27 protein-coding genes and 1 pseudogene are annotated in these 25,170 nt (G+C 64.7%); 16 read left to right on the top strand and 12 right to left on the bottom strand.

The window, feature by feature from the left end:
* Nucleotides 1–12 precede the first annotated feature (12 nt).
* From DB708_RS02635 to DB708_RS02650, 4 genes are all read left to right on the top strand, one after another.
* The gene (locus tag DB708_RS02635; RefSeq protein ID WP_108920368.1) at nucleotides 13–312 is read left to right on the top strand and encodes a hypothetical protein; all 300 of its coding nucleotides are present in this window, start codon (nucleotides 13–15) and stop codon (nucleotides 310–312) included.
* Between the two features lie 100 nt (nucleotides 313–412).
* A complete protein-coding gene (locus DB708_RS02640; protein ID WP_108920369.1) occupies nucleotides 413–1,552 on the top strand; it encodes a hypothetical protein in 1,140 nt (379 codons plus the stop codon).
* Entirely contained in the window at nucleotides 1,549–2,331 is a 783-nt protein-coding gene (locus tag DB708_RS02645) for an SDR family oxidoreductase (RefSeq protein WP_108920370.1), read from the top strand. Before DB708_RS02640 ends, DB708_RS02645 begins: the two co-directional genes overlap by 4 nt.
* Nucleotides 2,331–3,476 carry a sulfotransferase family protein gene (locus tag DB708_RS02650; RefSeq protein WP_108920371.1) on the top strand — a complete coding sequence of 382 codons (1,146 nt, stop codon included), beginning with the start codon at nucleotides 2,331–2,333 and terminating at the stop codon, nucleotides 3,474–3,476. The genes DB708_RS02645 and DB708_RS02650 overlap by 1 nt, the downstream gene beginning before the upstream one ends.
* A gap of 1 nt (nucleotide 3,477) precedes the next feature.
* On the opposite strand, the gene DB708_RS02655 is transcribed toward DB708_RS02650, so the two are convergent.
* Nucleotides 3,478–3,768: a hypothetical protein gene (locus DB708_RS02655; protein ID WP_235616591.1), complete on the bottom strand. Its 291-nt coding sequence runs from the start codon at nucleotides 3,766–3,768 to the stop codon at nucleotides 3,478–3,480.
* Between the two features lie 73 nt (nucleotides 3,769–3,841).
* On the opposite strand from DB708_RS02655, the pseudogene DB708_RS27930 reads away from it, so the two are divergent.
* Both DB708_RS27930 and DB708_RS02660 read left to right on the top strand, forming a co-directional pair.
* Nucleotides 3,842–3,952 (top strand): annotated as a pseudogene (locus DB708_RS27930) (helix-turn-helix domain-containing protein); the annotation flags it as partial.
* A gap of 39 nt (nucleotides 3,953–3,991) precedes the next feature.
* Nucleotides 3,992–4,345: a TetR/AcrR family transcriptional regulator gene (locus DB708_RS02660; protein ID WP_261859481.1), complete on the top strand. Its 354-nt coding sequence runs from the start codon at nucleotides 3,992–3,994 to the stop codon at nucleotides 4,343–4,345.
* 1 nt (nucleotide 4,346) lies between these two features.
* On the opposite strand, the gene DB708_RS02665 is transcribed toward DB708_RS02660, so the two are convergent.
* Nucleotides 4,347–4,796, bottom strand: a complete 450-nt coding sequence (locus tag DB708_RS02665; RefSeq protein ID WP_108920373.1) for a hypothetical protein — start codon at nucleotides 4,794–4,796, stop codon at nucleotides 4,347–4,349.
* 5 nt (nucleotides 4,797–4,801) lie between these two features.
* A complete protein-coding gene (locus tag DB708_RS02670) occupies nucleotides 4,802–5,974 on the bottom strand; it encodes a Rieske 2Fe-2S domain-containing protein (protein WP_108920374.1) in 1,173 nt (390 codons plus the stop codon).
* 127 nt (nucleotides 5,975–6,101) lie between these two features.
* Between DB708_RS02670 and DB708_RS02675 the strand changes: the two genes are divergently transcribed.
* Nucleotides 6,102–6,626 carry a gamma carbonic anhydrase family protein gene (locus DB708_RS02675; protein ID WP_108920375.1) on the top strand — a complete coding sequence of 175 codons (525 nt, stop codon included), beginning with the start codon at nucleotides 6,102–6,104 and terminating at the stop codon, nucleotides 6,624–6,626.
* Here the strand turns inward: DB708_RS02675 and DB708_RS02680 are convergent.
* The 4 genes from DB708_RS02680 to DB708_RS02695 are packed head-to-tail and all read right to left on the bottom strand — an operon-like array spanning nucleotide 6,623 to nucleotide 10,295.
* Complete coding sequence (locus DB708_RS02680; RefSeq protein ID WP_108920376.1) at nucleotides 6,623–7,030, bottom strand: nuclear transport factor 2 family protein; 408 nt, start codon at nucleotides 7,028–7,030, stop codon at nucleotides 6,623–6,625. The two genes, DB708_RS02675 and DB708_RS02680, sit on opposite strands and share 4 nt — an antisense overlap.
* A complete protein-coding gene (locus DB708_RS02685) occupies nucleotides 7,027–8,220 on the bottom strand; it encodes a thiolase domain-containing protein (protein WP_108920377.1) in 1,194 nt (397 codons plus the stop codon). The genes DB708_RS02680 and DB708_RS02685 overlap by 4 nt, the downstream gene beginning before the upstream one ends.
* The gene (locus DB708_RS02690) at nucleotides 8,220–9,284 is read right to left on the bottom strand and encodes a thiolase domain-containing protein (RefSeq protein ID WP_108920378.1); all 1,065 of its coding nucleotides are present in this window, start codon (nucleotides 9,282–9,284) and stop codon (nucleotides 8,220–8,222) included. Before DB708_RS02690 ends, DB708_RS02685 begins: the two co-directional genes overlap by 1 nt.
* Nucleotides 9,285–9,299: 15 nt before the next feature.
* On the bottom strand, nucleotides 9,300–10,295 hold the full coding sequence (locus tag DB708_RS02695) for a Zn-ribbon domain-containing OB-fold protein (protein WP_201263397.1): 996 nt from the start codon (nucleotides 10,293–10,295) through the stop codon (nucleotides 9,300–9,302).
* Between the two features lie 81 nt (nucleotides 10,296–10,376).
* Between DB708_RS02695 and DB708_RS02700 the strand changes: the two genes are divergently transcribed.
* From DB708_RS02700 to DB708_RS02710, 3 genes are read left to right on the top strand one after another with little or no spacing between them, the layout of a single operon-like run.
* Nucleotides 10,377–11,417, top strand: coding sequence for an LLM class F420-dependent oxidoreductase (locus DB708_RS02700; RefSeq protein WP_108920380.1), 1,041 nt, complete (start codon nucleotides 10,377–10,379; stop codon nucleotides 11,415–11,417).
* 44 nt (nucleotides 11,418–11,461) lie between these two features.
* Nucleotides 11,462–12,178, top strand: coding sequence for an acetoacetate decarboxylase family protein (locus DB708_RS02705; RefSeq protein WP_108920381.1), 717 nt, complete (start codon nucleotides 11,462–11,464; stop codon nucleotides 12,176–12,178).
* A complete protein-coding gene (locus DB708_RS02710; RefSeq protein WP_108920382.1) occupies nucleotides 12,175–13,371 on the top strand; it encodes a cytochrome P450 in 1,197 nt (398 codons plus the stop codon). The genes DB708_RS02705 and DB708_RS02710 overlap by 4 nt, the downstream gene beginning before the upstream one ends.
* Nucleotides 13,372–13,400: 29 nt before the next feature.
* On the opposite strand, the gene DB708_RS02715 is transcribed toward DB708_RS02710, so the two are convergent.
* Nucleotides 13,401–14,243, bottom strand: a complete 843-nt coding sequence (locus DB708_RS02715) for a crotonase/enoyl-CoA hydratase family protein (protein WP_108920383.1) — start codon at nucleotides 14,241–14,243, stop codon at nucleotides 13,401–13,403.
* A gap of 34 nt (nucleotides 14,244–14,277) precedes the next feature.
* On the opposite strand from DB708_RS02715, the gene DB708_RS02720 reads away from it, so the two are divergent.
* From DB708_RS02720 to DB708_RS02735, 4 genes are read left to right on the top strand one after another with little or no spacing between them, the layout of a single operon-like run.
* Complete coding sequence (locus DB708_RS02720; RefSeq protein WP_108920384.1) at nucleotides 14,278–15,930, top strand: acyl-CoA synthetase; 1,653 nt, start codon at nucleotides 14,278–14,280, stop codon at nucleotides 15,928–15,930.
* 18 nt (nucleotides 15,931–15,948) lie between these two features.
* Nucleotides 15,949–16,716, top strand: a complete 768-nt coding sequence (locus DB708_RS02725; RefSeq protein ID WP_108920385.1) for a fructosamine kinase family protein — start codon at nucleotides 15,949–15,951, stop codon at nucleotides 16,714–16,716.
* Between the two features lie 24 nt (nucleotides 16,717–16,740).
* The gene (locus tag DB708_RS02730; protein WP_108920386.1) at nucleotides 16,741–17,565 is read left to right on the top strand and encodes an amidohydrolase family protein; all 825 of its coding nucleotides are present in this window, start codon (nucleotides 16,741–16,743) and stop codon (nucleotides 17,563–17,565) included.
* Complete coding sequence (locus tag DB708_RS02735; protein ID WP_108920387.1) at nucleotides 17,562–19,112, top strand: acetolactate synthase large subunit; 1,551 nt, start codon at nucleotides 17,562–17,564, stop codon at nucleotides 19,110–19,112. Before DB708_RS02730 ends, DB708_RS02735 begins: the two co-directional genes overlap by 4 nt.
* A 4-nt stretch (nucleotides 19,113–19,116) precedes the next feature.
* On the opposite strand, the gene DB708_RS02740 is transcribed toward DB708_RS02735, so the two are convergent.
* Complete coding sequence (locus DB708_RS02740) at nucleotides 19,117–19,704, bottom strand: enoyl-CoA hydratase/isomerase family protein (protein WP_108920388.1); 588 nt, start codon at nucleotides 19,702–19,704, stop codon at nucleotides 19,117–19,119.
* Nucleotides 19,705–20,006: 302 nt separating this feature from the next.
* On the opposite strand from DB708_RS02740, the gene DB708_RS02745 reads away from it, so the two are divergent.
* A complete protein-coding gene (locus DB708_RS02745; RefSeq protein ID WP_133250968.1) occupies nucleotides 20,007–20,489 on the top strand; it encodes a VOC family protein in 483 nt (160 codons plus the stop codon).
* A 123-nt stretch (nucleotides 20,490–20,612) separates the two neighbouring features.
* On the top strand, nucleotides 20,613–21,872 hold the full coding sequence (locus DB708_RS02750; RefSeq protein ID WP_108920390.1) for a cytochrome P450: 1,260 nt from the start codon (nucleotides 20,613–20,615) through the stop codon (nucleotides 21,870–21,872).
* Here the strand turns inward: DB708_RS02750 and DB708_RS02755 are convergent.
* Genes DB708_RS02755 through DB708_RS02765 form a run of 3 tightly spaced genes read right to left on the bottom strand, consistent with a single transcriptional unit; the run spans nucleotide 21,841 to nucleotide 25,160 of the window.
* Nucleotides 21,841–22,554, bottom strand: a complete 714-nt coding sequence (locus DB708_RS02755) for a serine hydrolase (protein ID WP_108920391.1) — start codon at nucleotides 22,552–22,554, stop codon at nucleotides 21,841–21,843. The two genes, DB708_RS02750 and DB708_RS02755, sit on opposite strands and share 32 nt — an antisense overlap.
* Before the next feature lie 4 nt (nucleotides 22,555–22,558).
* Nucleotides 22,559–24,058, bottom strand: coding sequence for a long-chain-fatty-acid--CoA ligase FadD17 (gene fadD17, locus DB708_RS02760; RefSeq protein WP_108920392.1), 1,500 nt, complete (start codon nucleotides 24,056–24,058; stop codon nucleotides 22,559–22,561).
* A gap of 4 nt (nucleotides 24,059–24,062) precedes the next feature.
* A complete protein-coding gene (locus tag DB708_RS02765) occupies nucleotides 24,063–25,160 on the bottom strand; it encodes an acyl-CoA dehydrogenase family protein (RefSeq protein WP_108920393.1) in 1,098 nt (365 codons plus the stop codon).
* Nucleotides 25,161–25,170 lie beyond the last annotated feature (10 nt).

A 25,170-nucleotide genomic window follows, 5' to 3' on the forward strand; every position in this document is an offset into this window, starting at 1 on the left:
AGCCTCACCCACATGAGCACATCCAACACACGCGGCCTTCGTCGTCGCGGACTGTACGGCCTGCTCGCCGGGTGGCTACTGACTACTACCGCCGCGACGCTGATCGCACTGCCCGTAGCCAATGCGGATCCGTGCAATCAGACCGTGGGTCAGTCCATCGACGCGTACCTAACGCGCCATCCTGACGTCAAGGCGTCGCTGTCCGCCAAATCGGCGGCGGAGGGCGGCGGCCCCAACGTGATGGACTACCTGAGTCGGCATCCCGATGTGCGGCAGCATCTGGTCGACCTGTCGCAGCAGTGCACCTCGTAGCGATCGGCGGGGTTAGTCTTTCAAGTTGGTAAACGTGAGCGGCGACGCGCGGGAATGTTCGCCATTGACGAAAAAGTAGAACACGTTCTAGCGTCTAGGCGTGTCCACCCACTCCTTTTCCGATCCCCTAACCTCCGCGATCGCCGAGGCCGAGAAACTGGTCGCCGCCGCACCGCATATTGAGACCGAAGCCGACCTGCTCGAAGGAATGCAATATCTGGCCGGGTGTATCTCGGCATGTATCCATCTGGCCGTCGACTATGACCGCGACCATCCCTTCCTGCAGTCGGGAACCGGCCCGTACACCAAGATGGCCCTGGACAACCCTGACACCCTGTACTTCGGCACCCGGGTGCACGCCAACCATGAGTACGTCGTCACCGGCCGGCGCGGCACCACCACCGACCTGAGCTTCCAGCTGCTCGGCGGCGAGTACACCGACGACAACGTGCCCGCCAGCCAGGCCGCGTTCGACGACCGCGAGCTTGAGATCGCGGCCGACGGAACCTTCGAGTGGCGGGTGACACCGACCAGCCCGGGGCAGTTGGTGATGCGCGAGGTGTACGGCGACTGGTCGGCTCAACGCGGCACGCTGGCTATCGCCCGCACCGATACCGCGGGCACCGCACCGCCGCCGCTGACTCGCGACCTAATCCAAAAGCGTTATGCCACAGCGGGAAAGCAGTTGGTGCAACGGGTGAAGACCTGGCTGCAATTCCCGCAGTGGTTCTATGACAATCTCCCGGTCAACACCATGGTGGCGCCCCGGTTGACGCCGGGCGGGCTGGCCACCCAGTACTCGTCGGTCGGGCATTGGGATCTGCGGCCCGACCAGGCGCTGGTGATCACGATTCCGGTCAGCGACGCGCCCTACCTCGGCTTCCAGCTCGGCAGCCTGTGGTACATCTCGCTGGACTACATCAACCACCAGACGTCGCTGAACAACACGCAGGCACAGGCGGATCCGGACGGAAAGGTTCGCATCGTGGTCGCCGACCAGAATCCGGGCGTGACCAACTGGGTCGAGACGCTAGGCCACCGTCGCGGGTATCTGCAGTTCCGCTGGCAACGGGTGTCGCGTGAGCTGACCGATGCGGACGGGCCCACCGTGGAGCTGGTTGACCTCGACGCGGTGGCCAGTAAGTTGCCGTATTTCGAGCACAACAAGATTTCCGAGGATGATTGGCGCGCGCGAATTGCACTGCGCCACCAACAAATTCAAGCAAGGATGCTGGGATGACGAAGCTGCTCGACGGCAAGGTTGTGGTGATCAGTGGTGTCGGCCCGGGCCTGGGCACCACGCTGGCGCACCGGTGCACGCGGGAGGGAGCCGATCTGGTGCTGGCAGCCCGCACCCCAGAACGCCTGGACGACGTCGCCAAGCAGATCGCCGACGCCGGCGGTCGTGCGGCGACGGTGCGCACCGACATCACTGACGACGACCAGGTGAACAACCTCGTTGCGCAGACATTGGAGGCCTACGGCAGGGTCGATGTGCTGGTCAACAACGCCTTTCGGGTGCCGTCGCTGAAACCGTTCTCGGGCACAACCTTTCAGCATATTCGCGACGCTATCGAACTCAGCGCGCTTGGCGCGCTGCGGCTCATCCAGGGCTTCACGCCGGCGCTTGCCGAGTCGAAGGGCTCGGTGGTCAACGTCAACTCCATGGTGATTCGGCACTCGCAGGCGAAGTACGGCGCCTACAAGATGGCCAAGTCCGCGCTGCTGGCGATGTCGCATTCGCTGGCCACCGAACTGGGTGAGCAGGGGATTCGCGTCAATTCCGTTGCACCTGGCTACATCTGGGGTGAGACGCTGCAGGGCTACTTCAATCACCAAGCCGGCAAGTACGGCACCACGGCAGAGGAGATCTATGCGGCGACCGCGGCGAACTCCGACCTGAGGCGGCTGCCGACCGAGGATGAGGTGGCCTCGGCGATTCTGTTCATGGCCAGCGACCTGTCCAGCGGTATCACCGGGCAGACCCTGGACGTCAATTGCGGGGAGTACCACAACTGATGGCAGAGCGCACCGACGTCGGCACTGTCGAGGACATGCACGCGTCGGCAATAAAGCTGGTCGGACTCGACGACTTCGGCGTCGACGACGACAACTACCGCGAAGCCCTCGGTGTACTGCTGGAGTCCTACCAGCGTGATGCGGGCCTAACCGGGTTGGGCAGCAAGATGAATCGATTCTTCCTGCGCGGCGCACTGGTAGCCAGGCTGTTCTCCGAGTCCGCCTGGAAACAATACCCCCAGCACACCGAGGTCGGCATCGAGCGGCCGATCTTCGTCACCGGGCTGCCGCGCACCGGCACCACGATTCTGCATCGCCTGCTCGGCGCGGACCCGGCCCATCAGGGCCTGCACTTGTGGCTGGCCGAGTTCCCGCAGCCGCGTCCGCCTCGTGACACCTGGGACTCCAACCCGTGGTACAGCCAGCTGAACGCGCAGTTCGACAAGGCTCACGCGGAGAACCCCGAGTACACCGGCCTGCATTTCATGGCCGCATACGAGCTGGAGGAGTGCTGGCAGCTGTTACGGCAGTCGCTGCATTCGGTGTCATACGAGACGTTGTCGCACCTACCCACCTATTCCCAGTGGCTGTCCCGGCAGGACTGGAAGCCGTCATATCAGCGGCACCGCCGAAACCTCCAGTTGATCGGGCTGAACGACGCCGAAAAGCGTTGGGTGCTCAAGAATCCCAGCCACCTGTTCGCGCTGGACGCATTGATCGCGACCTACCCGGATGCCCTGGTGATCCAGACCCACCGGCCGGTGGAGACGATCATGGGTTTGATGTGCTCGCTTGCGCAGCACACCGCCGAGGGATGGTCGACGACCTTCTCTGGCGCCCAGATCGGTGCCGACTCAATGGAGACATGGTCGCGCGGTTTGGAGCAGTTCAACACCGCACGCGCCAAGCACAACCCGGCTCAGTTCTATGACGTTGCCTATCGCGATCTGATCGACGATCCGCTTGGGACGGTCGCCAACGTGTACGACCACTTCGGCATGACGCTGACCGACGAGGCCCGAAAGGCGATGGAGGACAGCCACGCCGAGAGTCAGACCGGTGCCCGGGCTCCCAAGCACAAGTACTCGCTGGCCGACTACGGGCTCACCGCCGACGAGGTCAAGGAGCGGTTCGCCGGGCTGTGACCTAACTGTTGACCTTTTCGGGCCCAAACCACACGCCGTCGGGAGATCCGATCGCACCGGCTTGTTCACGGGCCGAGGCGAGCTCAGCAGAAGCCGCGAATTGCCTTGCCGCTTCTATGTTCTGCATGTCCATGACGACGATGATGGTATCGGGATCGGTTCCGTCCAGGTAGGTCCCGGTCACCACCAGCCCGTGCCGACGCCGGATTGCGTCGAGCCCTAGATCACCGAAGATGGCGTTCCATTGCCCGACGTCAGCGACTCGCTGTCTGACAAGCATGACTCCCGTCACGAGAACCTCCCAGAGCAGACACGATGTCCACATTTATAGACATCCATCAGGCTAGCGTGGCGATGCGGCCCGCGAGCTGTTTGTGAGCCAGGGTTACAGCGCTGTCGGATTGCGTGAGGTGGCGGGGCGTGCCGGAGTTGATGTCACACTCGTTCGCCGCTATTTCGGCTCTAAACAACAACTTTTCGAGGCTGCCACGGATGTCTCAGGCAACCTGGACGAGATCCGGAATGCACCCGACGACGCAGTTGGGCAGCAGATGATTGCACGCGTCCTAGCATCGCGCCAGGACGTCGATGCGCCGCTTTTCGCACTGCTGCGGTCCAGCGAGGATCCTTCAGTAGTGGCTCGACTGAACGCGCAACTCGATGCCGGCATTACCCGCAACTTGGTCAGGCGCATAACGGCCGACCACGCCAGGATCCGTGCCGACATGGTCACCGCACTGCTGTTAGGTATCGGCGTGCAGCGTGTCCTGCTACAGAAGAGACCGATAGTCAGCGCGCGTGACGAGGACATCACCGCGGTGTTCCTCGAAGCATTCGAAGCGATTACTCAACTGCCCCAACGACGTTGAGTCAGTCGTTGTCCGGCCGGTCGAGATAGCCCTCGGCGACCGCATGTTCGATGCTGTCACTCAGCCTGGGGCACGACCTGGTTCGTGCGGTGTCGCCGCCGGACTCACGCACTTCGGCAAAGTGGGCGCACCGCTGCGACGCCGCGGCATTCCATTGCACCGCGGTGTGTCCCGGCCCCAGCCTGCGAACGGTCACCGTGACGTGGCAGAAGCGGCAATCCACCGGTTGCAGGCCCGATGTGAGATAGCGCTCCCGGTCGGCACGGCTAGCCTCGCGGACCGCGGCCGCGCGCTGCGGGTCGTCGGCGAAATCTCTTGACTTCGACCAGGTTCCAGACCCGCCGTCGCGAGCGGGCTTGTCGTCCTCGTGATCGTGGCCGTCCCCGTGCAGCAACAGCATCGACCGGGCGAGCCGATCGACGTCGGGAACCGCCGGCTGATCGTCAGGCATCAGAGTCAGTGCCGTTCGGCTGGAACTTCTTCGGCCGCAGGGGCTTCGGCATCCTGTGCCTTCAGGTTCTCGGCGACCTCGACGTTCCAGTGTTCAATGGCGCGGGTGGTGTCCACCTCGATCTCGAAGCGCTCCACCATTTCCGGCTCGACGTCGGCGGCATCGACATAGAACTGCTGATACCAGCGACGCAACTGGTATACGGCGCCGTCTTCCTCGACCAGCAGCGGGTTGTCGATTCTGGTCTTGTGCTTCCAGATTTCGACGTCCTGCAGGAAGCCCTTGCTGACACCCTCGGTGAAAACCTTGGATAGCTTGTTGGTCATCTTTTCGTCCATGCCCTTGGGCTTTTCGACGATGACGCCCCACTGCAGGACGAACGAGTTCTGGGTCACCGGGTAGTGGCAGTTGATCAGAATCGACTCGGCCTTGTAGCCGCCGTAGCTGTTGTGCAGCCAGTTGATCATGAACGACGGACCGAAGTAGGACGCTTCGGAATCCAGGTGCGCCTCGCCATAGGAAGTGCCCAGATCGTTGACATCGGGCCGGCCCACGTTGTGCAGGTACTGCGAGGCGACATGGCCCTCGAAGACGTTCTTGAAGTAGGTCGGCAACCCGAAGTGGATGTAGAAGAAGTGCGCCATATCGGTGACGTTGTCGATGATGTCGCGGCAGTTGGACCCCTCGATGAGGATGCTGTTCCAACGCCACTCGGTCCACTCGTCGCTGTGGGATTCCGGGATGTCCGGAATTTGGACGACCGGGTCCGGCGGGTTGTTCTCGTGATCGTGCCAGACGAACAGCAGACCACCGCGCACGTCGGTCGTCCACGAGCGGGTCCGCGCCGTTTTGGGTGTCCGCTTGGCGTAGGGCACCAACTTGCAGCGGCCATCGCCGCCCCAGCGCCAGTCGTGAAACGGACACGCGATCTCGTCGCCTTTGATGGTGCCCTCGGACAGATCCCCGCCCATGTGGCGGCAGTAGCCGTCGAGGACCTTGACGTCCCCGTGCGAGTCTGCGAAGACCACCAGCTTGGTGCCGAACGCCTCGACGGAGTGCGGCTTACCGTCCTGGAAGTCCTTTGCCACGCCCAGGCAGTGCCAGCCGCGGGCGTACCTGGTCGGCAACGCGCCGGGATCGATTTCCCGGATGCCGACCGCTTTTGTGTCGGTAGTCACCTGTCACCTCCAACTTGCTTGCCCTCTAACTAGAACACGTTACAGTTTTGACCCACGGACGCGCAACGACAGCGGGTCTAGCTGCGTTGTCCCGGGAGGTGCTTCATGCTTGGGGTATATCTAGACGATGCCACTGTTCGCATTTGAGGGTCGGGCGCCACGGATCGATCCGACGGCTTTCGTGGCGCCGACCGCGACCCTGATCGGCGATGTCACGGTCGAGGCCGGGGCGTCGGTCTGGTTCAACACCGTACTTCGCGGCGACTATGGGCCGATCGTCGTGCGAGAGGGCGCCAATGTGCAGGACGGGTCGGTGTTGCACGCCCCTCCCGGGATCCCCGTCGATATCGGACCGGGTGCCACGGTGGCTCATCTGTGCGTCATTCACGGAGTTCACGTCGGTTCAGAGGCACTGATCGCCAACCACGCCACTGTTCTAGACGGCGCGGTGATCGGCGCCCGCAGCTTGGTCGCCGCCCATTCTCTGGTCACGGCAGGCACTCAGATTCCGGCTGGCGTGCTCGTCGTCGGGTCCCCGGCACAAATCAAGGGCCCGATCGCCGGAACCGGCGCCGAGATGTGGATCAACCTGAATCCGCAGGCCTACCGCGAGCTGGCGCAGCGCCATCTCAACGGGCTGGAGGCGATCTAGAGCTTCCGGGTATTGGCGGCCGCGCGGTCCATCTCCCAATAGGCGCGCAGGGCCACCATCTTGCCCTCGTCGTTCGCCTTATAGGTGAACACGCCCTCGGCAGTCGTCTGGTACTCGCCCGTGGTGATCAGGATGTGCCCGACGTTGGCTTCCTCGTTGCCGCACTGATAGGTGTCGCGGAAGACGAACTCGATTTTGGTGGTGGGGGCGATGGCCTTGTCCCAAAACGCCGAGATCGCGTCACGGCCGCGGTGCCCTTTGCCTTCGGGGTCGAACACCGAGGGTCCGATGGGGTCCTCGACGATGCCGTCGTCGGCGAAGACCGCCAGCCAGGCTTCCTTATCCCTGGCCATCACTGCCTCGCGGGAGCGGCGGCCGGCCTCGTGCGCGGGATGCGCGGTCACGCGTTTACTTTCTCGGGTTTGTCAGCACCGACCACCCACATTGAGTAGTACTGCGAACCGCCACCGTAGGCGTGTCCCAACGCTTTTCGGGCGTTGGGTACCTGGTGGTCGCCGCCCTTGCCCATCACCTGGATTGCCGCCTCGGCGAAGCGAATCAGGCCCGAGGCGCCGATCGGGTTCGACGAGAGCACGCCACCGGACGCGTTCACCGGCAGCCGTCCGCCGATCTTGGTTTCGCCGGCTTCGGTGAGCTTCCAGCCCTCACCCTCGGCGGCAAACCCCAGGTTCTCCAACCACATCGGCTCGAACCAGGAGAACGGTACGTAGATCTCGGCGGCATCGATCTCGTCGATCGGGCTCTTGATGCCGGCTGCTTTCCACAGGGCAGCTGCGGCATCGCGACCGGCCTGCGGACTGACCTGGTCGCGGCCCGAGAACTGCAGCGGCTCGGTGCGCAACGCGGTGGCATGGATCCAGGCCACCGGCTGTCCTTGTGCCACCCGGGCTTCGGCGACTTCCTGGTTGCCGATGACCACCGCTGCCGCACCGTCGGAAGACGGGCAGGTCTCGTCGTAGCGGATCGGGTCCCACAGCATGGGGGACTCCATCACCTTTTCCACCGTGATGTCGGGCTGGTGCAGATGGGCCAGCGGGTTGCGGACCCCGTTGAGCCGATCCTTGACCGCGACGATGGCACCGATGTTCAACGGAGCGCCCGAGCGGCGGATGTAGGACCGCACGTGCGGGGCGAAATAGCCACCCGCCCCGGCGCCGACCGGCTTAATGAAGGGGATCGGAATCGACAATGCCCACATGGCATTTGATTCCGACTGCTTCTCCCATGCCATCGCCAGCACGCGCCGATACTTGCCGGACTGCACCAGGCTGGCGGCCACCACCGCGGTGGACCCACCGACCGAACCCGCGGTGTGCACCCGGATCAGTGGTTTGCCGGTGGCGCCGACGGCGTCGGCCATGAACAGCTCCGGCATCATGACGCCCTCGAAGAAGTCCGGCGCCTTGCCGACCACGACCGCGTCGATGTCGGCGAAGGTCGAACCGGAGTCTTCCAGCGCACGGTCGATCGCCTCGCGCACCAGGCCGTTCATCGAAACGTCCTTGCGCTTAGCTACGTACTTGGTTTGCCCGGTACCCAGTACCGCGGCGAGGTGCGCACCTGCACCGGCCATCAGTTCTTTCCTTCCATGACCGCGACCAAGTTCTGTTGCAGCGCAGGCCCGCTGGTGGCGTGCGCCAGCACCCGGTTCGCAGAACCATCCCAGATATGTTGTGCTGCAAATCCGATTCGCTCGAGGCCGGCAACGAACATGGGGTTGGCCGACAGCGCACCGCCGGACGGATTGACTTTCGTCTTCCCCGGGATCCGGATGGCATCCGCCAAGATCAGGTGTTGGTGAGTGAAGGGCGCATGAATCTCGGCAACGTCGAGGTTGGACGTGTTGCCGCCGGTGGCGATCTTGGCCGCCGCCCTGGTGGATGGGGATTCGGTGAGATTGCGTGCACCGAGCACCGGGGTCTCGATGCGATGCTCGATTCCGGTTATCCAGGCTGGGTTTTCGCGCAACTCGCGGGCGCGTTCGTCGGCGGCCAGCACGATCGCGGCCGCGCCGTCGGTGACCGGTGCGATGTCGTGGCGTCGCAGCGGATCGGCGAAGAAGGGCCGCTCGAGCAGGTCCTCGACATTGACCGCCGACTCCACTTTGTCGACCCGGCGGGCGTTGGCGAACGCATCGAACGCGACGCGAGCCATTTGTATTTCGGTCCACTTGCCGGAGTCGATCCCCATGCGGGCCTGCAGTCCGGCCATCGACACCGAGTCCGGCCACAGTGGCGCGACTGTGTAGGGGTCGGTCTGCCGCGACAGGATCTGACGCAGAATCCCGGCCGAGGACTTGCCGAAGCCGTATACCAGCGCGGTGTCAACCTCACCGGTCAGGATCTTGATGTAGGCCTCGTAAAGGGCCCAGGCCGCGTCCATCTCGACGTGCGACTCGTTGATCGGCGGAACAGCGCCAATTGAGTCGATGGCCGAGATGAACGAAAATGCCCGTCCAGCAAGGTAATCAGACGATCCCGAACACCAGAAGCCGATATCGGTCCTGGCGATACCCAGATCTTCGTAGAGCTGGGCGAAGCAGGGTATCAACATCTCGACACCGTTGGTGGTGCCGTCGGTACGGCGGACATGCGGCGCGTGGGCAAAGCCGACCACCGCAACATTGCGTTCGCTCATGTGTAGGTAGGCCCTTTACAGGTGGTGCTTGTAGGTGTCGTACTCGGCGTCCGGCTCACCGGTAGGCCGGAAGTACTCGATATTGTCGATGCCAAATCCCCACTCCTCGCGAGGCCTCCAAATGGCTTCCACGCGCATGCCCATCCGCACCTCGTTCGCGTCGATGTCGGCGACCAGGTGGAGGAAGGGGATGTCGGCGCCGTCGAGCAGGACGTAGGCGGCGACGTAGGGCGGCTTGATGCGCTGGCCCTGGAACGGGATGTTGATGATGGCGAATGTCGTGACGGTGCCCTTGTCCGGCAGCTCGACGAATTCGGTGGTGGGCTGGCCGGTGGCCGGGTCCGCGCCGTGCGGCGGGAAGTAGACCTTGCCACTCTTGCCGGTCTTGGCGCCCAGCAGTTTGCCTTCCGCGATCGCCCGCAGGTAGGCGCTTTCCTCGTGGGAGGCGGTGTGCTGAATGGTCAGCGAGACCGGCGTGACGATCATCGTGACCGGGTCCTGGTCGCTGGAAGTCGGGTCGGCGACGGATTCTTCCTCCGAGCCCAGCGCGAAGTAGGCGATGTCGGTGATGGCACCCACCGTCTGATCGGCCCAGTGCGCATGCACCCGCGCGCCGGTCTTGATCTTGTCCGATTCGCCGGCGTCGACCGCATGCAGCAGCGGGGTGTCGGCGCCGTCCAGCTTGATCAGAGCCCAGGCGAACGGCCGGTCCAGCGGCTGGCCCTCCAGCGGGTCGGGCTGCCAGGTCCAGGACACCACGGTCCCGACAGACGAGACCGGTACCATCTCGCCCAGCGGTTCGTAGGTAACCGGGTCGTACTCCGCCGGTGGCACATGCACCCGGCCGTCCGATCCGCGAACCCCGAGGACGCGGTGCTCACGCAGTGCGGTGAAGAACTTGCTTAGCGTGGTACCGACTGAACGGGTGTAGTCGAAGGACAGAGTTAACGGCGCTGAGAGAGGCGGCTCGGAGTGATCGGTCGTGGTCGGGCCGCTCGAAGTGGCTGTCACGCCTTCGAGTAGAACAGGTTCTAAGAACCGTTTCAACATTGGGTCGTGGTCGGGTCCATTCTGGCCGGGAAAGGCGGAGAAATGAAGCTCGGTTTGCAGCTGGGATATTGGGGCGCTCAGCCGCCGGAGAACCACGCGGAGCTCGTCGGCGAGGCCGAGGCCAGCGGATTCGACGCCGTGTTCACCGCCGAGGCGTGGGGCTCTGACGCGTACACGCCGCTGGCCTGGTGGGGATCGTCGACGCAGCGGGTGCGACTGGGCACGTCGGTCGTCCAGCTCTCCGCGCGGACACCGACGGCGTGCGCGATGGCCGCGCTGACCCTCGACCACCTGTCCGGCGGGCGGCACATTCTCGGACTCGGCGTGTCCGGGCCGCAGGTCGTGGAGGGCTGGTACGGCCAGTCATTCCCCAAACCGCTGGCCCGCACCCGCGAGTACATCGACATCATCCGGCAGGTGTGGGCCCGCAAGGAGCCGGTGACCAGCGACGGCCCCCACTACCCGCTGCCTTTGAAGGACGGGGCCCGGCGACCGGTTACCGGCCTGGGCAAGCCGCTCAAGCCGATCACCCACCCGCTGCGCGCCGACATCCCGATCATGCTCGGCGCCGAGGGTCCGAAGAACGTGGCGCTGGCCGCCGAGGTCTGCGACGGCTGGCTGCCGATCTTCTACACGCCGCGGATGGCCGACACCTACAACGAGTGGCTGGACGAGGGCTTCGCCCGGCCGGGCGCACGCCGCAGCCGCGAAGACTTCGAGATCTGCGCGACGGCCAACATCGTCATCACGGAGGACCGCGCCGCTGCGTTTGCGGCCATGAAGCCCTACATCGCGCTCTACATGGGCGGGATGGGCGCCGAGGACACCAACTTCCACGCCGATGTCTACCGCCGGATGGGTTACGCCGAGGTGGTCGACGACGTCACCAAGCTGTTCCGCAGCAACCAGAAGGACAAGGCCGCCCAGATCATCCCCGACGAGGTCATCGACGACGCCGCGATCGTCGGTGACGTCGACTACGTGCGTAAGCAGATAAAGGCCTGGGAGGCGGCCGGCGTCACGATGATGGTGGTCTCTGGTCGCTCTCCCGAGCAGGTCCGAGACCTTGCCGCGCTGATCTAGGTCGGGGCTTGCCCCGTCAGTAGAACGGGTTCTAGATTGACCGGATGACAGGCTCGCAGCACACGATCGCCGGCACGGTGATCACGATGCCGGTGCAGATTCACAAGGCAAATCAGCACATGGCGATGTTCTCGGTCGACGCCGACGCCGCCCAGCACCTGATCGACTACAGCGGCCTGCAGGTCTGCCGGTACCTCCCCAGGCGCGCGATCGTGGTGCTGATGCTGATGCATTACATCGACGGAGACCTGGGCCAGTACTACGAATTCGGCACCAGCGTGATGGTCAACCCGCCCGGGTCGACCGCGAGCGGGCTACGAGCCCTGCAGTCGGCCGGCGCCTTCATTCATCACCTGCCCGTCGACCAGGAATTTACGCTGGAAGCCGGAACCAAGATATGGGGCTATCCGAAAGTTATGGTGGACTTCGCGATTCGTGACAGCCGCCAGTTCGGGTTCGACTGCACGATCGACGGTCAACTGGTGATCGGCATGGACTTCCGTCCCGGCCTGCCGATTCGGCTGACCCCTCGCCAGCAGGCGCAGCGCAGCTACTCACACCGCGACGGGATTACCCGCGAGACCGCCTTCGAGCACACGCTGGACGGCGTGCGGACGCGGCTCGGCGGCGTACGCGTCCGGCTGGGTGATCACCCATACGCGAAAGAGCTTGCATCGCTGGGGCTTCCGAAGCATGCAATGTTGTCCAGCTCTGCTGACCAGGTTCAGATGACATTCGGCGATGCCCAGGAGATCTCATGACGATGACCAAACCCGACGTCGATTTGACGGACGGTGCTTTCTACGCCGGTGACTCCCGGCCTATCTACAAGTGGATGCGCGAGAACGAGCCGGTCTTCAGAGACCGCAACGGGCTGGCCGCGGCCTCGACGTATCAGTCCGTCATCGAGGCCGAGCGCAACCCCGAGCTGTTCTCGAATGCCGGCGGCATCCGACCCGACCAGCCGGGTGTCGAGATGATGATCGAAATGGACGATCCGCAACATCTGTTGCGCCGCAAGCTCGTCAACTACGGCTTCACCCGCAAGCGGGTGAAGAACCTAGAGGCATCGATCACCTCGCTGTGCGACACGCTGATCGACGCGGTGTGCGAACGCGGCGAGTGCGACTTCGTCTGGGACCTCGCCGCGCCCCTCCCGATGGCGGTCATCGGCGACATGCTTGGTGTGCGTCCCGAGGAACGCGCGATGTTTCTCAAGTGGTCCGACGATCTGGTCAGTTCCTTGAGCAGCACCGCGGCCGAGGCGGACGTCCAGGTCACGATGGAGGCCTTCGCCACCTACAGCCAATACATGATGGGCATGATCGAGAGCCGCAAGAACGAGCCGACCGACGACCTGGTCAGCGTTCTCGTGCACGCGGAGGTCGAGGGCGCGCAGCTCGAAGACCACCAGATCGTCACCGAGGTGCTGCTGCTGCTGATCGGCGGCGACGAAACCACCCGGCACACGCTGTCGGGCGGAACTAGGCAACTGCTGCAGCACCCCGATCAGCACAAGCGCCTGGCGGGCGATTTGAGCTTGCTGCCCAACGCAATTGAAGAGATGCTGCGCTGGACCGCGCCGGTGAAGAACATGGCACGCACGATCACCGCGAACACTGAGTTCCACGGCACCGCGTTGCATGAGGGCGAGAAGATGATCCTATTGTTCGAGTCGGCCAACTTCGACGAGAAGGTCTTCGAGGAGCCGGAGAGCTTCAACATCGAGCGCTACCCGAACAACCACCTCGCGTTCGGCTTCGGCACCCACTTCTGTCTCGGCAATCAGCTCGCCCGGCTGGAGTTGTCGATCATGCAGACCCGCCTGCTGCAGCGGCTGCCTGACATGCGGCTGGCTTCTCCGGGTGCCGCCCTGCCGTTACGTCCCGCGAACTTCGTGTCCGGCCTGGAGAAGATGCCGGTGGCCTTCACCCCAAGCGCGCCGCTGGCGTAAGGCGTCCACGGCGCGAGAAAGGGCGAGCGTTAGCGGTTCTGGAAGTTCGGCTTGCGCTTCTCGGCGAACGCCCGTGGGCCTTCCTTGGCGTCGTCGGACAGGAACACCTTGATACCGATCTGGGTGTCGATCTTGAACGCGTCATTCTCGTGCATGCCCTCGGTCTCGCGGATGGCCCGCAGGATCGCCTGCACGGCCAGGGGGCCGTTGTTCTCGATGAGCTCGGCGATCTCGAGCGCCTTGGTCAGCGCCTGCCCGTCGGGCACCAGGTGCCCGATCAGCCCCATTTCTTTGGCCTCGGCCGCGGTGATGTGCCGGCCGGTCAGCAGCAAGTCACAGGCCACGGTGTAAGGGATCTGGCGCACCAGCCGGACGGCGGAACCGCCCATCGGGTAGAGGCTCCACTTGGCCTCCGAAATGCCGAACTTCGCGCTCTCGCCGGCGATGCGGATGTCGGTGCCCTGCAGGATCTCGGTGCCGCCTGCGATCGCGGGGCCCTCGACGGCCGCGATCAGCGGCTTGGTCAGCCGACGGCCCTTGAGCAGGGCGTCAATGCGTGACGGGTCGTAGCTGCCATCTTTGAACGAATCGCCCGGCGGCTTTTTGGTTGCTGACTTGAGGTCCATCCCGGCGCAGAAGTAGCCACCGGCCCCGGTCAGGATGCAGCAGCGGATGTCGTCATCGTTGTCGACGCGGTCCCAGGCCTGCACCATGATCTCCATCATTTCGGTGCTCAGCGCGTTGCGGGCGTGCGGTCGGTTCAGGGTGACGATCAGCGTGTGACCACGCTGCTCAACCAGTGCGTCGGGTCCGGATTCAACGTTTGCTGGCGGCTCGGCCACGGCTATCGCCTTTCCCTTCACAGCGGGCATGAACTTGTCAAGAAATGTAACACGTTCTAATTTGGTGGCCGTGGCCCTGAATATTGCCGATCTTGCCGAGCACGCCATCGACGCCGTGCCTGACCGTGTAGCGCTCATCTGCGGCGATCAACAGCTGACCTACGCCGAGCTGGAAGAGAAGGCCAACCGTCTCGCCCACTACCTGGCTGAACAGGGTGTGCAGAAGGACGACAAGGTCGGACTCTACTGCCGCAACCGCATCGAAATCGTCATCGCGATGCTCGGCATCATCAAGGCCGGCGCCATCCTGGTCAACGTCAACTACCGCTACGTCGAGGGCGAGCTTCGGTACCTGTTCGACAACTCGGACATGGTCGCGCTGGTCCACGAGCGCCAGTACGCCGACCGGGTGGCGAATGTCTTGCCGGAGACCCCCAAAGTCAAGACCGTCCTGGTCGTGGAGGACGGCAGTGACGACGACTTCGGCCGCTACGGCGGCGTCGAGTTCTACTCCGCGATCGCGCAAAGCTCACCCGAACGCGACTTCGGCGAACGCAGCGCCGACGACATTTACCTGCTGTATACGGGTGGCACCACCGGGTTCCCGAAAGGCGTGATGTGGCGCCACGAGGACATCTACCGCGTGCTGTTCGGTGGAACCGACTTCGCGACAGGTGAATTCATCTCCGACGAGTACGACCTGGCCAAGGCCGCCGCGGCCAATCCGCCGATGGTCCGCCACCCGATTCCGCCGATGATCCACGGCGCCACCCAATCCGCGACTTGGATGTCGATCTTCTCGGGCCAAACCACCGTTCTGGCACCGGAATTCAACGCTGACGAGGTCTGGCGCACGATTCACGACCACAAGGTGAACCTGCTGTTCTTCACCGGCGACGCGATGGCGCGACCATTGCTGGACGCGCTGCTGGCACACCAGGACAAAGGCAACGAATACGATCTGTCGTCGCTGTTCCTGCTCGCCTCCACCGCGGCGCTGTTCTCACCGAGCATCAAGGAGAAGTTCCTCGAGCTGCTGCCTAACCGGGTCATCACCGACTCGATCGGCTCATCGGAAACCGGGTTCGGGGGCACCAGCATCGTCGCCAAGGACGCGCCGCACAGCGGCGGCCCGCGCGTGGCGATCGACCACCGGACCGTCGTCCTGGACGACGACGGCAACGAGGTCCAGCCGGGCTCCGGAGTCCGCGGCTTCATCGCCAAGAAGGGCAACATTCCCGTCGGCTACTACAAGGACGAGAAGAAGACCGCCGAGACGTTCAAGACCATCAACGGCGTCCGCTATGCCATCCCCGGCGACTTCGCCACCGTCGAGGAGGACGGCACCGTCACGATGCTGGGCCGCGGCTCGGTGTCGATCAACAGCGGCGGCGAAAAGATCTACCCCGAGGAGGTCGAGGCCGCGCTGAAAGGGCACGCCGACGTCTTCGACGCACTGGTGGTCGGTGTGCCTGATCCCCGGTACGGACAGCACGTGGCCGCCGTTGTGCAGGCGCGGCCCGGGACGCGGCCTTCGCTTGCGGAGCTCGATGCCTTCGTGCGCTCCGAGATCGCGGGATACAAAGTCCCGCGCAGTCTTTGGCTGGTCGACGAGGTAAAGCGCTCGCCGGCCGGGAAGCCGGACTACCGGTGGGCCAAGGAGCAGACCGAGGCCCGGCCCGCCGACGACGTGCACGCGGCTCACGCCACTGCATGATCCGCAGCTAGCCGCGGAGTGACCGACTTCGTCAAACACCACTCGGGCGCACCCACCGGCTACTTCGCCTGGGAAGCCGCGGGGCTGCGTTGGCTTTCGTCGGTCGGCGCAGGCGTGCCCTGCGCGCCGATTGTCTCGGTTGACGCCACAAGCCTGACCTTGCGGCGACTTCGATCGGTGAGCCCCGATCCGGAGGCGGCGCGCATCTTCGGCAGCCAACTGGCCATCACGCACGACGCGGGAGCTCCGGCGTTCGGCGCGGGTCCCGACGGCTGGGATGGGCCCGGCTTCTTCGGGCCGTTGTCGCAGCCATTGCCGATGTCGCTGCGGCGCCACCAACGCTGGGGCGACTTCTACGCGCAAGAACGGTTGGCTCCGATGCTCGAGCTCGCGGCGGCGCGCCTGGATGAGCCGGCGCGCGCCACGATCGACGCCGTGATGACGCGTTGCCGTGCTGGTGATTTCGAGGATGGTGATCAGCCAGCGCGACTGCACGGTGATCTGTGGGGCGGCAATGTGATGTGGACACCCGACGGCGTGGTGCTGATCGACCCGGCCGCACACGCCGGCCACCGCGAGAGCGACCTGGCGATGCTCGCGCTGTTCGGCTGCCCGCATTACGAAGCCATCATCGCGGGCTATCAACAGGTGAGACCGTTGCAACCGGGCTGGCGCAGTCGAATCGGGCTGCACCAGCTCTTTCCGTTGCTGGCTCATGTCGTCCTGTTCGGGGGCGGGCACGCCCGGCGGACGCACGTTTGTGCCCGCGCGGCGCTGGACGCTTGACGTCGGCGTCTACAGTCGATCGCAATGACGATCGATGTGTGGATGCAGCACCCGACCGCGCGGTTCCTGCGCAGCGACTTCTTGGCGTCGCTGCGACGCTGGACCGGCGGGTCCATACCTGACGCTGACATCCCAATAGACGTCACGATCGCGGCGATGGACGCGGCCGACGTCGGCTTCGGCCTGCTCAGTGCCTGGCGTGGCCCGAACGGTCAGGATCTGATCTCCAACGATGAGGTTGCCGAATGGATGCGGTTGCACCCAAACCGATTTGCCGGTCTGGCGACCGTCGACCTGGATCGTCCGATGCAGGCTGTGCGTGAGCTACGTCGACGGGTTGGCGAAGGGTTCGTCGGGCTGCGAGTAGTGCCCTGGCTATGGAACGCGCCGCCCACCGATCGCCGTTACTACCCACTTTTCGCCGAGTGTGTCGAGGCCGCCGTCCCGTTCTGCACGCAGGTCGGCCACACCGGCCCGCTGCGGCCCTCGGAGACCGGACGCCCGATTCCCTACATCGACCAGGTGGCCCTGGACTTTCCCGAGCTGATGATCGTGTGCGGACACGTCGGGTACCCGTGGACCGAGGAGATGGTGGCTGTCGCGCGCAAACACGAGAACGTCTACATCGATACGTCCGCTTACACCGTCCGGCGGCTTCCGGAAGAACTGATCCGGTTCATGAAAACCGGTACCGGACAACGCAAAGTCTTGTTCGGCACCAACTATCCGATGATCACTCACGAGCACGCGTTGGTCGGGCTCGACGAACTCGGGCTCGGCGACGAGGCTCGCCAGGACTTTCTCTACGGCAACGCCGGACGCGTATTCAGACTGGAGGCAAACAGGTGAACGGTGCGCAGGCTCTGATCAACACCCTGGTCGACGGCGGGGTAGAGGTGTGCTTCGCCAACCCCGGCACCTCGGAGATGCACTTCGTTGCCGCCCTGGACACCGTTCCGAAAATGCGTGGCGTGCTAGCGCTTTTCGAAGGCGTCGCCACCGGCGCTGCCGACGGATATGCCCGCATTGCCGATCGGCCAGCGGCAGTGCTGTTGCATCTGGGGCCCGGATTGGGTAACGGTCTGGCCAACCTGCACAACGCGCGCCGGGCGCACGTGCCGATGGTGGTCGTCGTCGGCGACCACGCCACCTATCACAAAAAGTACGACGCCCCACTGGAATCCGACATCGATGCGCTCGCGGGCAGTGTCTCGGGGTGGGTGCGCCGCACCGGCACCGCGGCCGACGTCGGGTACGACACCGCCGAGGCCATCGCCGCGAGCCGGGCCGGCTCTCATATCTCGACGCTGATCCTGCCCGCGGACGCGTCCTGGTCGGACGGTGCCCAGCCCGCGGCCGCAACGCCTGCGCAACCGGCGGGCGCCGACCCGCTGCTGGCGCCCGAGATCGCGGAGCTGCTGCGGTCGGGAGAACCGACGGTGATCATGGTCGGCGGCGACGCCACCCGTGCCCGCGGGCTGGCCGCGGCGGTGCGGATAGCCGAGGCAACCGGTGCCCGGGTGATATGCGAGACCTTCCCGACGCGCCTGGAACGCGGTGCCGGCATCCCTGCCGTCGAGCGGTTGGCGTACTTCGCCGAGGCCGCCACCGCGCAACTCGACGGTGCCAAGCACCTGGTGCTGGCCGGCGCCAAGTCGCCGGTGTCCTTCTTCGCCTACCCGAATATGCCCAGCGACCTGGTACCGGCCGGCTGCGAGGTGCACGTGCTCGCCGCGCACAGCGGTGCGAGCGACGCGCTGGTGGCATTGGCCGACGAGATCGCGCCCGGCACGGTCGCCCCGGTGGCCGCCGCGTCGCGCCCGCAGCTGCCGAGCGGCGCACTGACCTCCGCGTCGGCGGCGGACGTGATCGGCGCACTGATGCCCGAACGGGCAATCGTCGTCGATGAGTCGAACACCTCGGGCCTGCTGCTCGCGCAGACTACCGCCGGAGCACCCGCCCATGACTGGCTGACGCTGACCGGCGGGGCGATCGGTTATGGCATCCCCGCCGCGGTGGGTGCCGCGGTGGCCGCCCCGGATCGCCCAGTGCTCTGCCTGGAATCCGACGGGTCGGCGATGTACACGATTGCGGGTCTGTGGACGCAGGCGCGCGAGAACCTCAATGTGACCACCGTGCTGTACGACAACAGCGCCTACGACATCTTGCGGATCGAGCTGCAACGTGTCGGCGCCGGCTCTGCACCCGGCCCTAAGGCGCTGGATCTGCTTGACTTATCCCGTCCTACAATGGATTTCGTCAAGATTGCGGAGGGCATGGGCGTACCGGCCCGGCGCGTGAACACCGCCGAGGAGTTGGCTGATGCGCTGCGCGACGCCTTCACCGAACCCGGGCCGCATCTGATCGATGCCGTGGTGCCGTCAATCACGGGCTAAGGCACTACGTCATCGACCGAGGAGCTCCGGCCTTTCCTCCAGTCAGGAAAGCCTGTTGGCCGCGCGTCCAATCCTCGGATTTGGATAGATAGCTGAATGTCTCGGTCTCGAACGGGATGTTGTCGGTCAGGGGGCGTCCGACCCCGCGCAGGATCGCCTGTTTGGCGGCCCGCACCGCAAGCGGCCCGTTGCAGGCGATTCGCCCCGCTATCGCCAGTGCTTCATCCATCAAACCGCGCGGCTCGACGATCTTGGGGACAAAGCCAATTCGCAATGCTCCGTCGGCGTCGTAGAGTCGCCCAGTCAGGATCAGCTCCATCACGCGTCCCAGTCCGACGATCCGCGGCAGGCGAGAGCAGCCGCCAGCACCGGGCATCAGCCCCCACTTGATCTCCTGATGTCCGAAACGCGCATGGGGAACGGTGATCCGGATGTCGCAGAACTCGGCGAGCTCATGCCCTCCGGCGATGTAGTCGCCGTTGATCGCGGTGATGATCGGCGTGTTGATCGTGTATCCGCCCGAAGTGACGCAATCATTTGTGTGTCGTAGCCGACCGCCATGGGCCGGGGTACCGGCATCGGCCGTTGTCATTGCGATGTTGGGTAACGCGGGTCCGCACAAGTCGGTACCGTCATACCGGATGGAGCGACCGATTTAGGGTCGCAGTACCGCCGCACCGATCCGGAGGCGGCGCATCGGGTCCTCGCCGAGGCGCGGAGCCGGGCCCCGAACACGATCGGCCCCAGTAACGCCAACAGCCGGTCGTGCTGAAAGGCCGGGTGGCACAGCCGCCCGCAGGCGTGGCGAGGGTCGTCCCGTCATCCCGTGGCAGGAGGAATCTCGATGAATCTGTTGTCCGGCAAGCTCGCCGGGCGCGACGCGGTAGCTGCTCGATGAGCGGCACAGACCCCGCTCGGGTGCCCATCCGGGGGTGGTTGCACATCGAGGTCGTGCATCCAGACCCCGACGCCGCAGCAAAGTTCTTGTGCGACAAGCTCGGTGGCGAGATTGTTGAGCGTGAGCTCTCCGCGACTGTGAGGGCTCTGGCGGTGGGCGTGGGCTGTGTCCATGTCCGCGTCACGGGTGTGGTGTTTCAGCTGGTGCGTCCGATTGAGGGGTTGGAGCCGTGGTATTCGGTGCTGAAGCAGCAGGGTCCGTGTGTGCATAACGTGACGTTCAATGTCGATGGCCTTGAAGATGCGCGTCAAGTCCTGGAGGCCGCGGGCGCGGTAAAGGTTGCCGAGATGGACATGCCTTTGGGCGGACTATCTGAGACCGAGGTTAACCGCGTCTATGTGATGGACGCGCGGCAGCAGGCAGGTATCCGGATCGAGATGGCAGATGTACCGCGGTGGGTCGGTGGGCAAGCGCCGTAGATCTGCCGCTTCGACGCCTCGATTAGCCGTAAGTGGTATCGGGCGTTGTCTTTTCGATCTCGCCCAGGACGCGGGTCTGCATGAACCGCTAGAATTAGGCAAAAGAGTGACCGGGGGATATGCATGGCGACAGCTCAATTTCAATCTTGCCCAAGTGTTTTCGACTCCGGTCTGCCCACCCTCCGTTATGGCCACCTCACCGACCCTGACACGGCCCATCGTGCTATCGCCGCGGCACGCTCCCAGTCCCCGATAGCGATCGGCTCGTACGGCGCCGAGGTGCTGAGCTATGAGCTGGTTCGTACCGTACTCCGCGACAATCGCTTCACTACGGCAAAAGGCCTCGGGCTCGACGCGCAGGGCATTACCTCAGGACCGTTGTGGGACAGGGCGATTACCAACATTCTCAGCCTCGACGGCGTCCCGCATCATCGGTTGCGCCGGCTGGTGTCCAAAGCGTTCGGGCCTAGGGGTGCCGAGCGGCTGCGCCCGTTGATCGTCGAACTCATCACCGGATTGGTCGAACCACACGCGGCAGCAGGACACGTTGATGTCGTGGCCGACATCACCCGCGGTTATCCCACGCGGGTCATCTGCGCGCTGCTGGGTGCCCCGTCACAGGACTGGCAACTTTTCTCCGACTGGACCGACCAGATCACGAAGATTTTTGAAGGGAATGCCGCAAAGGACGGGCCGGCGATCCTGGCAGCGTGGGAGGAGCTCGACGCATATCTCGAGGAGTTGGTCACCCGTCGGTCCGCATCGCTGACCGACGACCTGATCTCCGACCTCATTCGGGCCGAGGTCGACGGCGACCGCCTCACCCAGCACGAAATAGTCACCCTCTGCGGTAGCCTGCTGCGCGCCGGTACCGACACCACCCGCAATCAATTGGCCGCGGCGGTGCAGGCGCTGTGCGCCCAACCCGATCAATGGGCGCTACTCGCCGAGCACCCCGAATTGGCCGGCGTCGCGATCAACGAGCTAATGCGTTGCTACCCCAGTGTTTTCGGAAATATCCGCCGAGCAGTCGAAGATGTAGACATGGCCGGGCTGGGTATTCCCGCCGGTACCTTGGTATTCGCAAACACTGCCGCGGCCAATCGCGATCCGGATGTCTACCACGATCCGGACCGGCTGGACATCAGCCGCCAAGACCCACCGGCCATTCTGACGTTCGGCGGCGGCGTGCACTACTGCCTCGGAGTTCACCTCGCGCGGATCGAGTTGATGGAGGCGCTTCGAGTCATCACCCAACGCATGCCCAACCCGCGTCGAGCCGGACCGGCGCCGTGGGGAGCGATAGCAGGGATCACCGGACCGACCACCCTGCCCCTGGAGTTCGAATCCGTCAGTAACGGGCTAGTACGGGAAGCCGACTGACGAGCCAGTCCATCACGGTATTGGCGACATCGACGCCGGTCTCGAAGCCGCCGTCGTGGACTTCGGCGGCCAGGGCTACGCCCCATTGCCCCGAAGGTGTCGGCAGGATCCCGAATTGCCGAACTAGGTACTCGCCGTTGATGCCGGGCCCCCAACCCCCTTTTGCCGCAGCGCCATTGGTGGCCAGGCCCCAACGATGATCGGGAGTCAGCGCGCTCATCAGCTCGATCACATCTGAAGCGCCGGGGATCAATGGCAACTCCGCGGCGAACCGAGCTTGCCGCTGCAAAGCCCACTCCGTCTGGCCGAAGGCGGTGAAACCGCGCCGAAGTCGCCGTGATTCGACCACAGTGGCGGTGTCGCCACCTTCGGCGACCACGCCCTGAACCTTGTGTGCCGCGTCCACCGGCTCACCCAGCAGTGACCACAATTGCTCGGACGCACGATTGTCGGATTCGGTGATCGCCTTGACCGCCAGCTCGCGGGCATTAAGCCAATCGCTGCGCAATGCCGCAATCGCCAGCGGCACTTTGATCGTCGACCAGGCGACGCCCGACCACCACCTGCCCAGGGAATAGGTCCGGTCCGGACGCGCGATCGCGACACCGATGTTGGCCGGTACCGAATCAGAAAGCTGTTCGAAACTCGCTTCCAGCGCGAGCTCAAGGGGCCGCGCATTCATCGGTTTACCGGGGTATCTGCCATACCCGATCATGGCAGTCGACACCCTCGGCTGCCAACTGGCGTTTGAGAACCTTGAATGTCACCGTCCGCGGCAGCTCCGCGCTGACCCTGACGTACGACGGCCACTGTTTGGGCCCCAGGTCGGGCTGCTCGGCCAGGAACCCGCGAAATTTGTCCGCATCGAACTCGGCGCCCTGCTTCATTACCAACGTGGCCATCACCTGGTCGCCGACCACGGGATCGGGAATCGCGTACACGGCGACCTCGGAGTATCGCAGCAATACCCGCTCAATCGGGGCGGCACCGAGATTCTCGCCGTCGACCCGCATCCAATCGCCAAGCCGTCCAGCGAAGTACGCGTATCCGTCCTCGTCGCGATAAGCGAGGTCGCCGCTGTGGTAGACCCCGCCGGCCATTCGCTCGGCCTCGGCCGCCGCGTCGTTGTAGTAGCCCTCGAAACGGCCCGGCCCGGTGGCGTTCACCAGCTCGCCGACCACTCCCACACCGCAGGGCTTGCCGGTTTCGGGGTCGACGATCTCGAGCCCTTCGGTCAGCGGCCCCAACGCGCCCGGCGGCGTATCGGGTGTGCGGGCGATTGCGAGGCCGCCCTCGGTCGACCCGAACCCGTCCTGGACGACGCACCCGAATCTGCGGCCGAACCGTTCGATGTCGGCGGGAACCCCCTCGTTGCCGTAGACGGCCCGTAACGGGTTGTCCGCATCGTCGGTTTGTGCCGGCGTGGCCAGCACATAGGACAGCGGCTTGCCCACATAGTTGGCATAGGTGGCGCCATAGCGACGTACATCGACCAAAAAGTTCGATGCAGAGAACTTGCGCCGCAACGCCATTGAGCCCTGACACGCCGCCGCTACCGTCCAGCCGACCAGAACCGCATTGGAGTGGAACAACGGCATCGACACGTAGCACACATCGTCACGGCCGAGGTCGAACCGCTGCGCCATCGTCGTTCCGGCTATCGCAACCTTGCCGTGGCTGCACTTCACCGCCTTGGGCTCGCCGCTGGTGCCCGATGTGAAGATCAGCATGAAAAGGTCTTCGGCCGAGGCGGACTGGAAACTCGGCTCGGCATCGCGATGCGCATCGACCTCGGCGGCCCACTGCACGGAATCGACGTTCAAGTGGTCGATATCGTCCAGAGTTGCAGCAGATTTCGTGTCGGCTAGTACCAGCTGGCAATCAGATCGGTCGATGTCGCGCGCCAGTGCGTCGCCGCGACGCACCGGGTTGAGGCCAACCGGCACAATTCCCGACATCCCGGCCGCCGTCAACATCGCCGAGAAGAACGGAGTGTTCTCCAGCAGCACGCCAACGTGTGGCGGCTTGGTCGGGTCGAGGCGCTCGCGCAACGTTGCCGCAATCGCGGCACCGTACCGCAAGTGATCGCGCCAGCTGGTGAACGAATCCTCGAAGTAGACGCCCCGGTCGTCGATCTCTGCCAGTGGCTCCAGCAGTTTGGTGACCGTGGGGTCGGGAGGAATCACGAAGCTAGGCAGGAGTTTCCGCCAACTCACGCCCGATTCGGCGGAGCTGCCCGGTGGCGCCGCCCAACGCGAACTCGGCCTCTTTGGCGGCCAGGAAGTAACGGTGCGCCGGGTGATCGGTGTCGACGCCGACGCCGCCGTGCACGTGCACAACGGTGTGCGCGACCCGGTGTCCGGCGTCAGCGGCCCAGAACGCGGCGCTAGCCACGTCGATCTCGGCGGGGATATCTTCGGAGACCTTCCAGGCCGCTTGGGTGAGCGTCAAGCGCAGCCCCTTGACGTCGATGTAGCCGTCGGCCAGCCGTTGCGACACCGCCTGGAAGCTACCGATCGGCCGGTCGAATTGCTCACGCTCGCGGGCATATTCGGCCGTCATCTGCAACCCGCGATCGAGCACCCCGAGTTGATAGGCGGTGCGGCCCAGGGTTCCGAGGGTGCCGAGCCACGGGGCGACTTCGCTACCGCCGACCTTGCGAGCTTCGCTCACCGCGACGCCGTCCAGCGCCAGGTGCCCGATACTGGTCCGGCCGGTGGTAGCCAGCGAGGTCACGCTGACACCCGGGTCGTCGGCGGCGACAACGAAAACGGCTGTGCCGGAATCTGTTTCGGCAGGAACAAGGAACGCGTCGGCAACGGGACCGAAGCCGGCCTGGGTGCGGGTTCCGGTCAGTTGGTAGCCGTCACCGGAGCGGGTGGCCTGCACGGGCCCTTCACCCATCTCGCCGTCGAGGGCGACCGTCAAGATCTTCTCGCCCTTGACGGCCGGCACACCCCAGCCCTGCTGCAGCTCCTCGGAGCCGAACCGGGCCAGCACTCCGGCGCCCAGCATCACGGACTCCAGGTACGGCACGGCGGCCAGCTGGCGGCCGAGTGCAACGAGGATCGCGACCTGCTCGAGCGCGCCGAAACCGTCGCCGCCGAGCGCGGACGCCGATGCGCTGGTGAGGATGTCGGCCTCGATCAGCTTCTGCCACAGGACGCGATCGAACCGTTGCTCGAGCCCGTCAAGTTCGCGTTGATGCTCGGGCGTGCACACCGAGTCCACGATCGTGTCGACCAGGCCGCCAAGGTCGCTTGCCGCTTCGGTTGTCGTGAAATCCATGGGATGTCTG

This window comes from Mycobacterium montefiorense (genome assembly GCF_003112775.1).
Classification (GTDB): Bacteria; Actinomycetota; Actinomycetes; order Mycobacteriales; family Mycobacteriaceae; genus Mycobacterium; species Mycobacterium montefiorense.

Excerpts from the sequence above, each read along its gene's own strand:
- DB708_RS02745 (WP_133250968.1), top strand. The coding sequence starts at position 20,007 with ATGAGCGGCACAGACCCCGCTCGGGTGCCCATCCGGGGGTGGTTGCAC.
- DB708_RS02715 (WP_108920383.1), bottom strand. The coding sequence starts at position 14,243 with ATGCCCGCTGTGAAGGGAAAGGCGATAGCCGTGGCCGAGCCGCCAGCA.
- DB708_RS02710 (WP_108920382.1), top strand. The coding sequence starts at position 12,175 with ATGACGATGACCAAACCCGACGTCGATTTGACGGACGGTGCTTTCTAC.
- DB708_RS02740 (WP_108920388.1), bottom strand. The coding sequence starts at position 19,704 with ATGACAACGGCCGATGCCGGTACCCCGGCCCATGGCGGTCGGCTACGA.
- DB708_RS02690 (WP_108920378.1), bottom strand. The coding sequence starts at position 9,284 with ATGAGCGAACGCAATGTTGCGGTGGTCGGCTTTGCCCACGCGCCGCAT.
- DB708_RS02730 (WP_108920386.1), top strand. The coding sequence starts at position 16,741 with ATGACGATCGATGTGTGGATGCAGCACCCGACCGCGCGGTTCCTGCGC.
- DB708_RS02755 (WP_108920391.1), bottom strand. The coding sequence starts at position 22,554 with ATGAATGCGCGGCCCCTTGAGCTCGCGCTGGAAGCGAGTTTCGAACAG.
- DB708_RS02705 (WP_108920381.1), top strand. The coding sequence starts at position 11,462 with ATGACAGGCTCGCAGCACACGATCGCCGGCACGGTGATCACGATGCCG.
- DB708_RS02700 (WP_108920380.1), top strand. The coding sequence starts at position 10,377 with ATGAAGCTCGGTTTGCAGCTGGGATATTGGGGCGCTCAGCCGCCGGAG.
- DB708_RS02650 (WP_108920371.1), top strand. The coding sequence starts at position 2,331 with ATGGCAGAGCGCACCGACGTCGGCACTGTCGAGGACATGCACGCGTCG.
- DB708_RS02665 (WP_108920373.1), bottom strand. The coding sequence starts at position 4,796 with ATGCCTGACGATCAGCCGGCGGTTCCCGACGTCGATCGGCTCGCCCGG.
- DB708_RS02685 (WP_108920377.1), bottom strand. The coding sequence starts at position 8,220 with ATGGCCGGTGCAGGTGCGCACCTCGCCGCGGTACTGGGTACCGGGCAA.
- DB708_RS02645 (WP_108920370.1), top strand. The coding sequence starts at position 1,549 with ATGACGAAGCTGCTCGACGGCAAGGTTGTGGTGATCAGTGGTGTCGGC.
- DB708_RS02750 (WP_108920390.1), top strand. The coding sequence starts at position 20,613 with ATGGCGACAGCTCAATTTCAATCTTGCCCAAGTGTTTTCGACTCCGGT.
- DB708_RS02765 (WP_108920393.1), bottom strand. The coding sequence starts at position 25,160 with ATGGATTTCACGACAACCGAAGCGGCAAGCGACCTTGGCGGCCTGGTC.
- DB708_RS02675 (WP_108920375.1), top strand. The coding sequence starts at position 6,102 with ATGCCACTGTTCGCATTTGAGGGTCGGGCGCCACGGATCGATCCGACG.
- DB708_RS02635 (WP_108920368.1), top strand. The coding sequence starts at position 13 with ATGAGCACATCCAACACACGCGGCCTTCGTCGTCGCGGACTGTACGGC.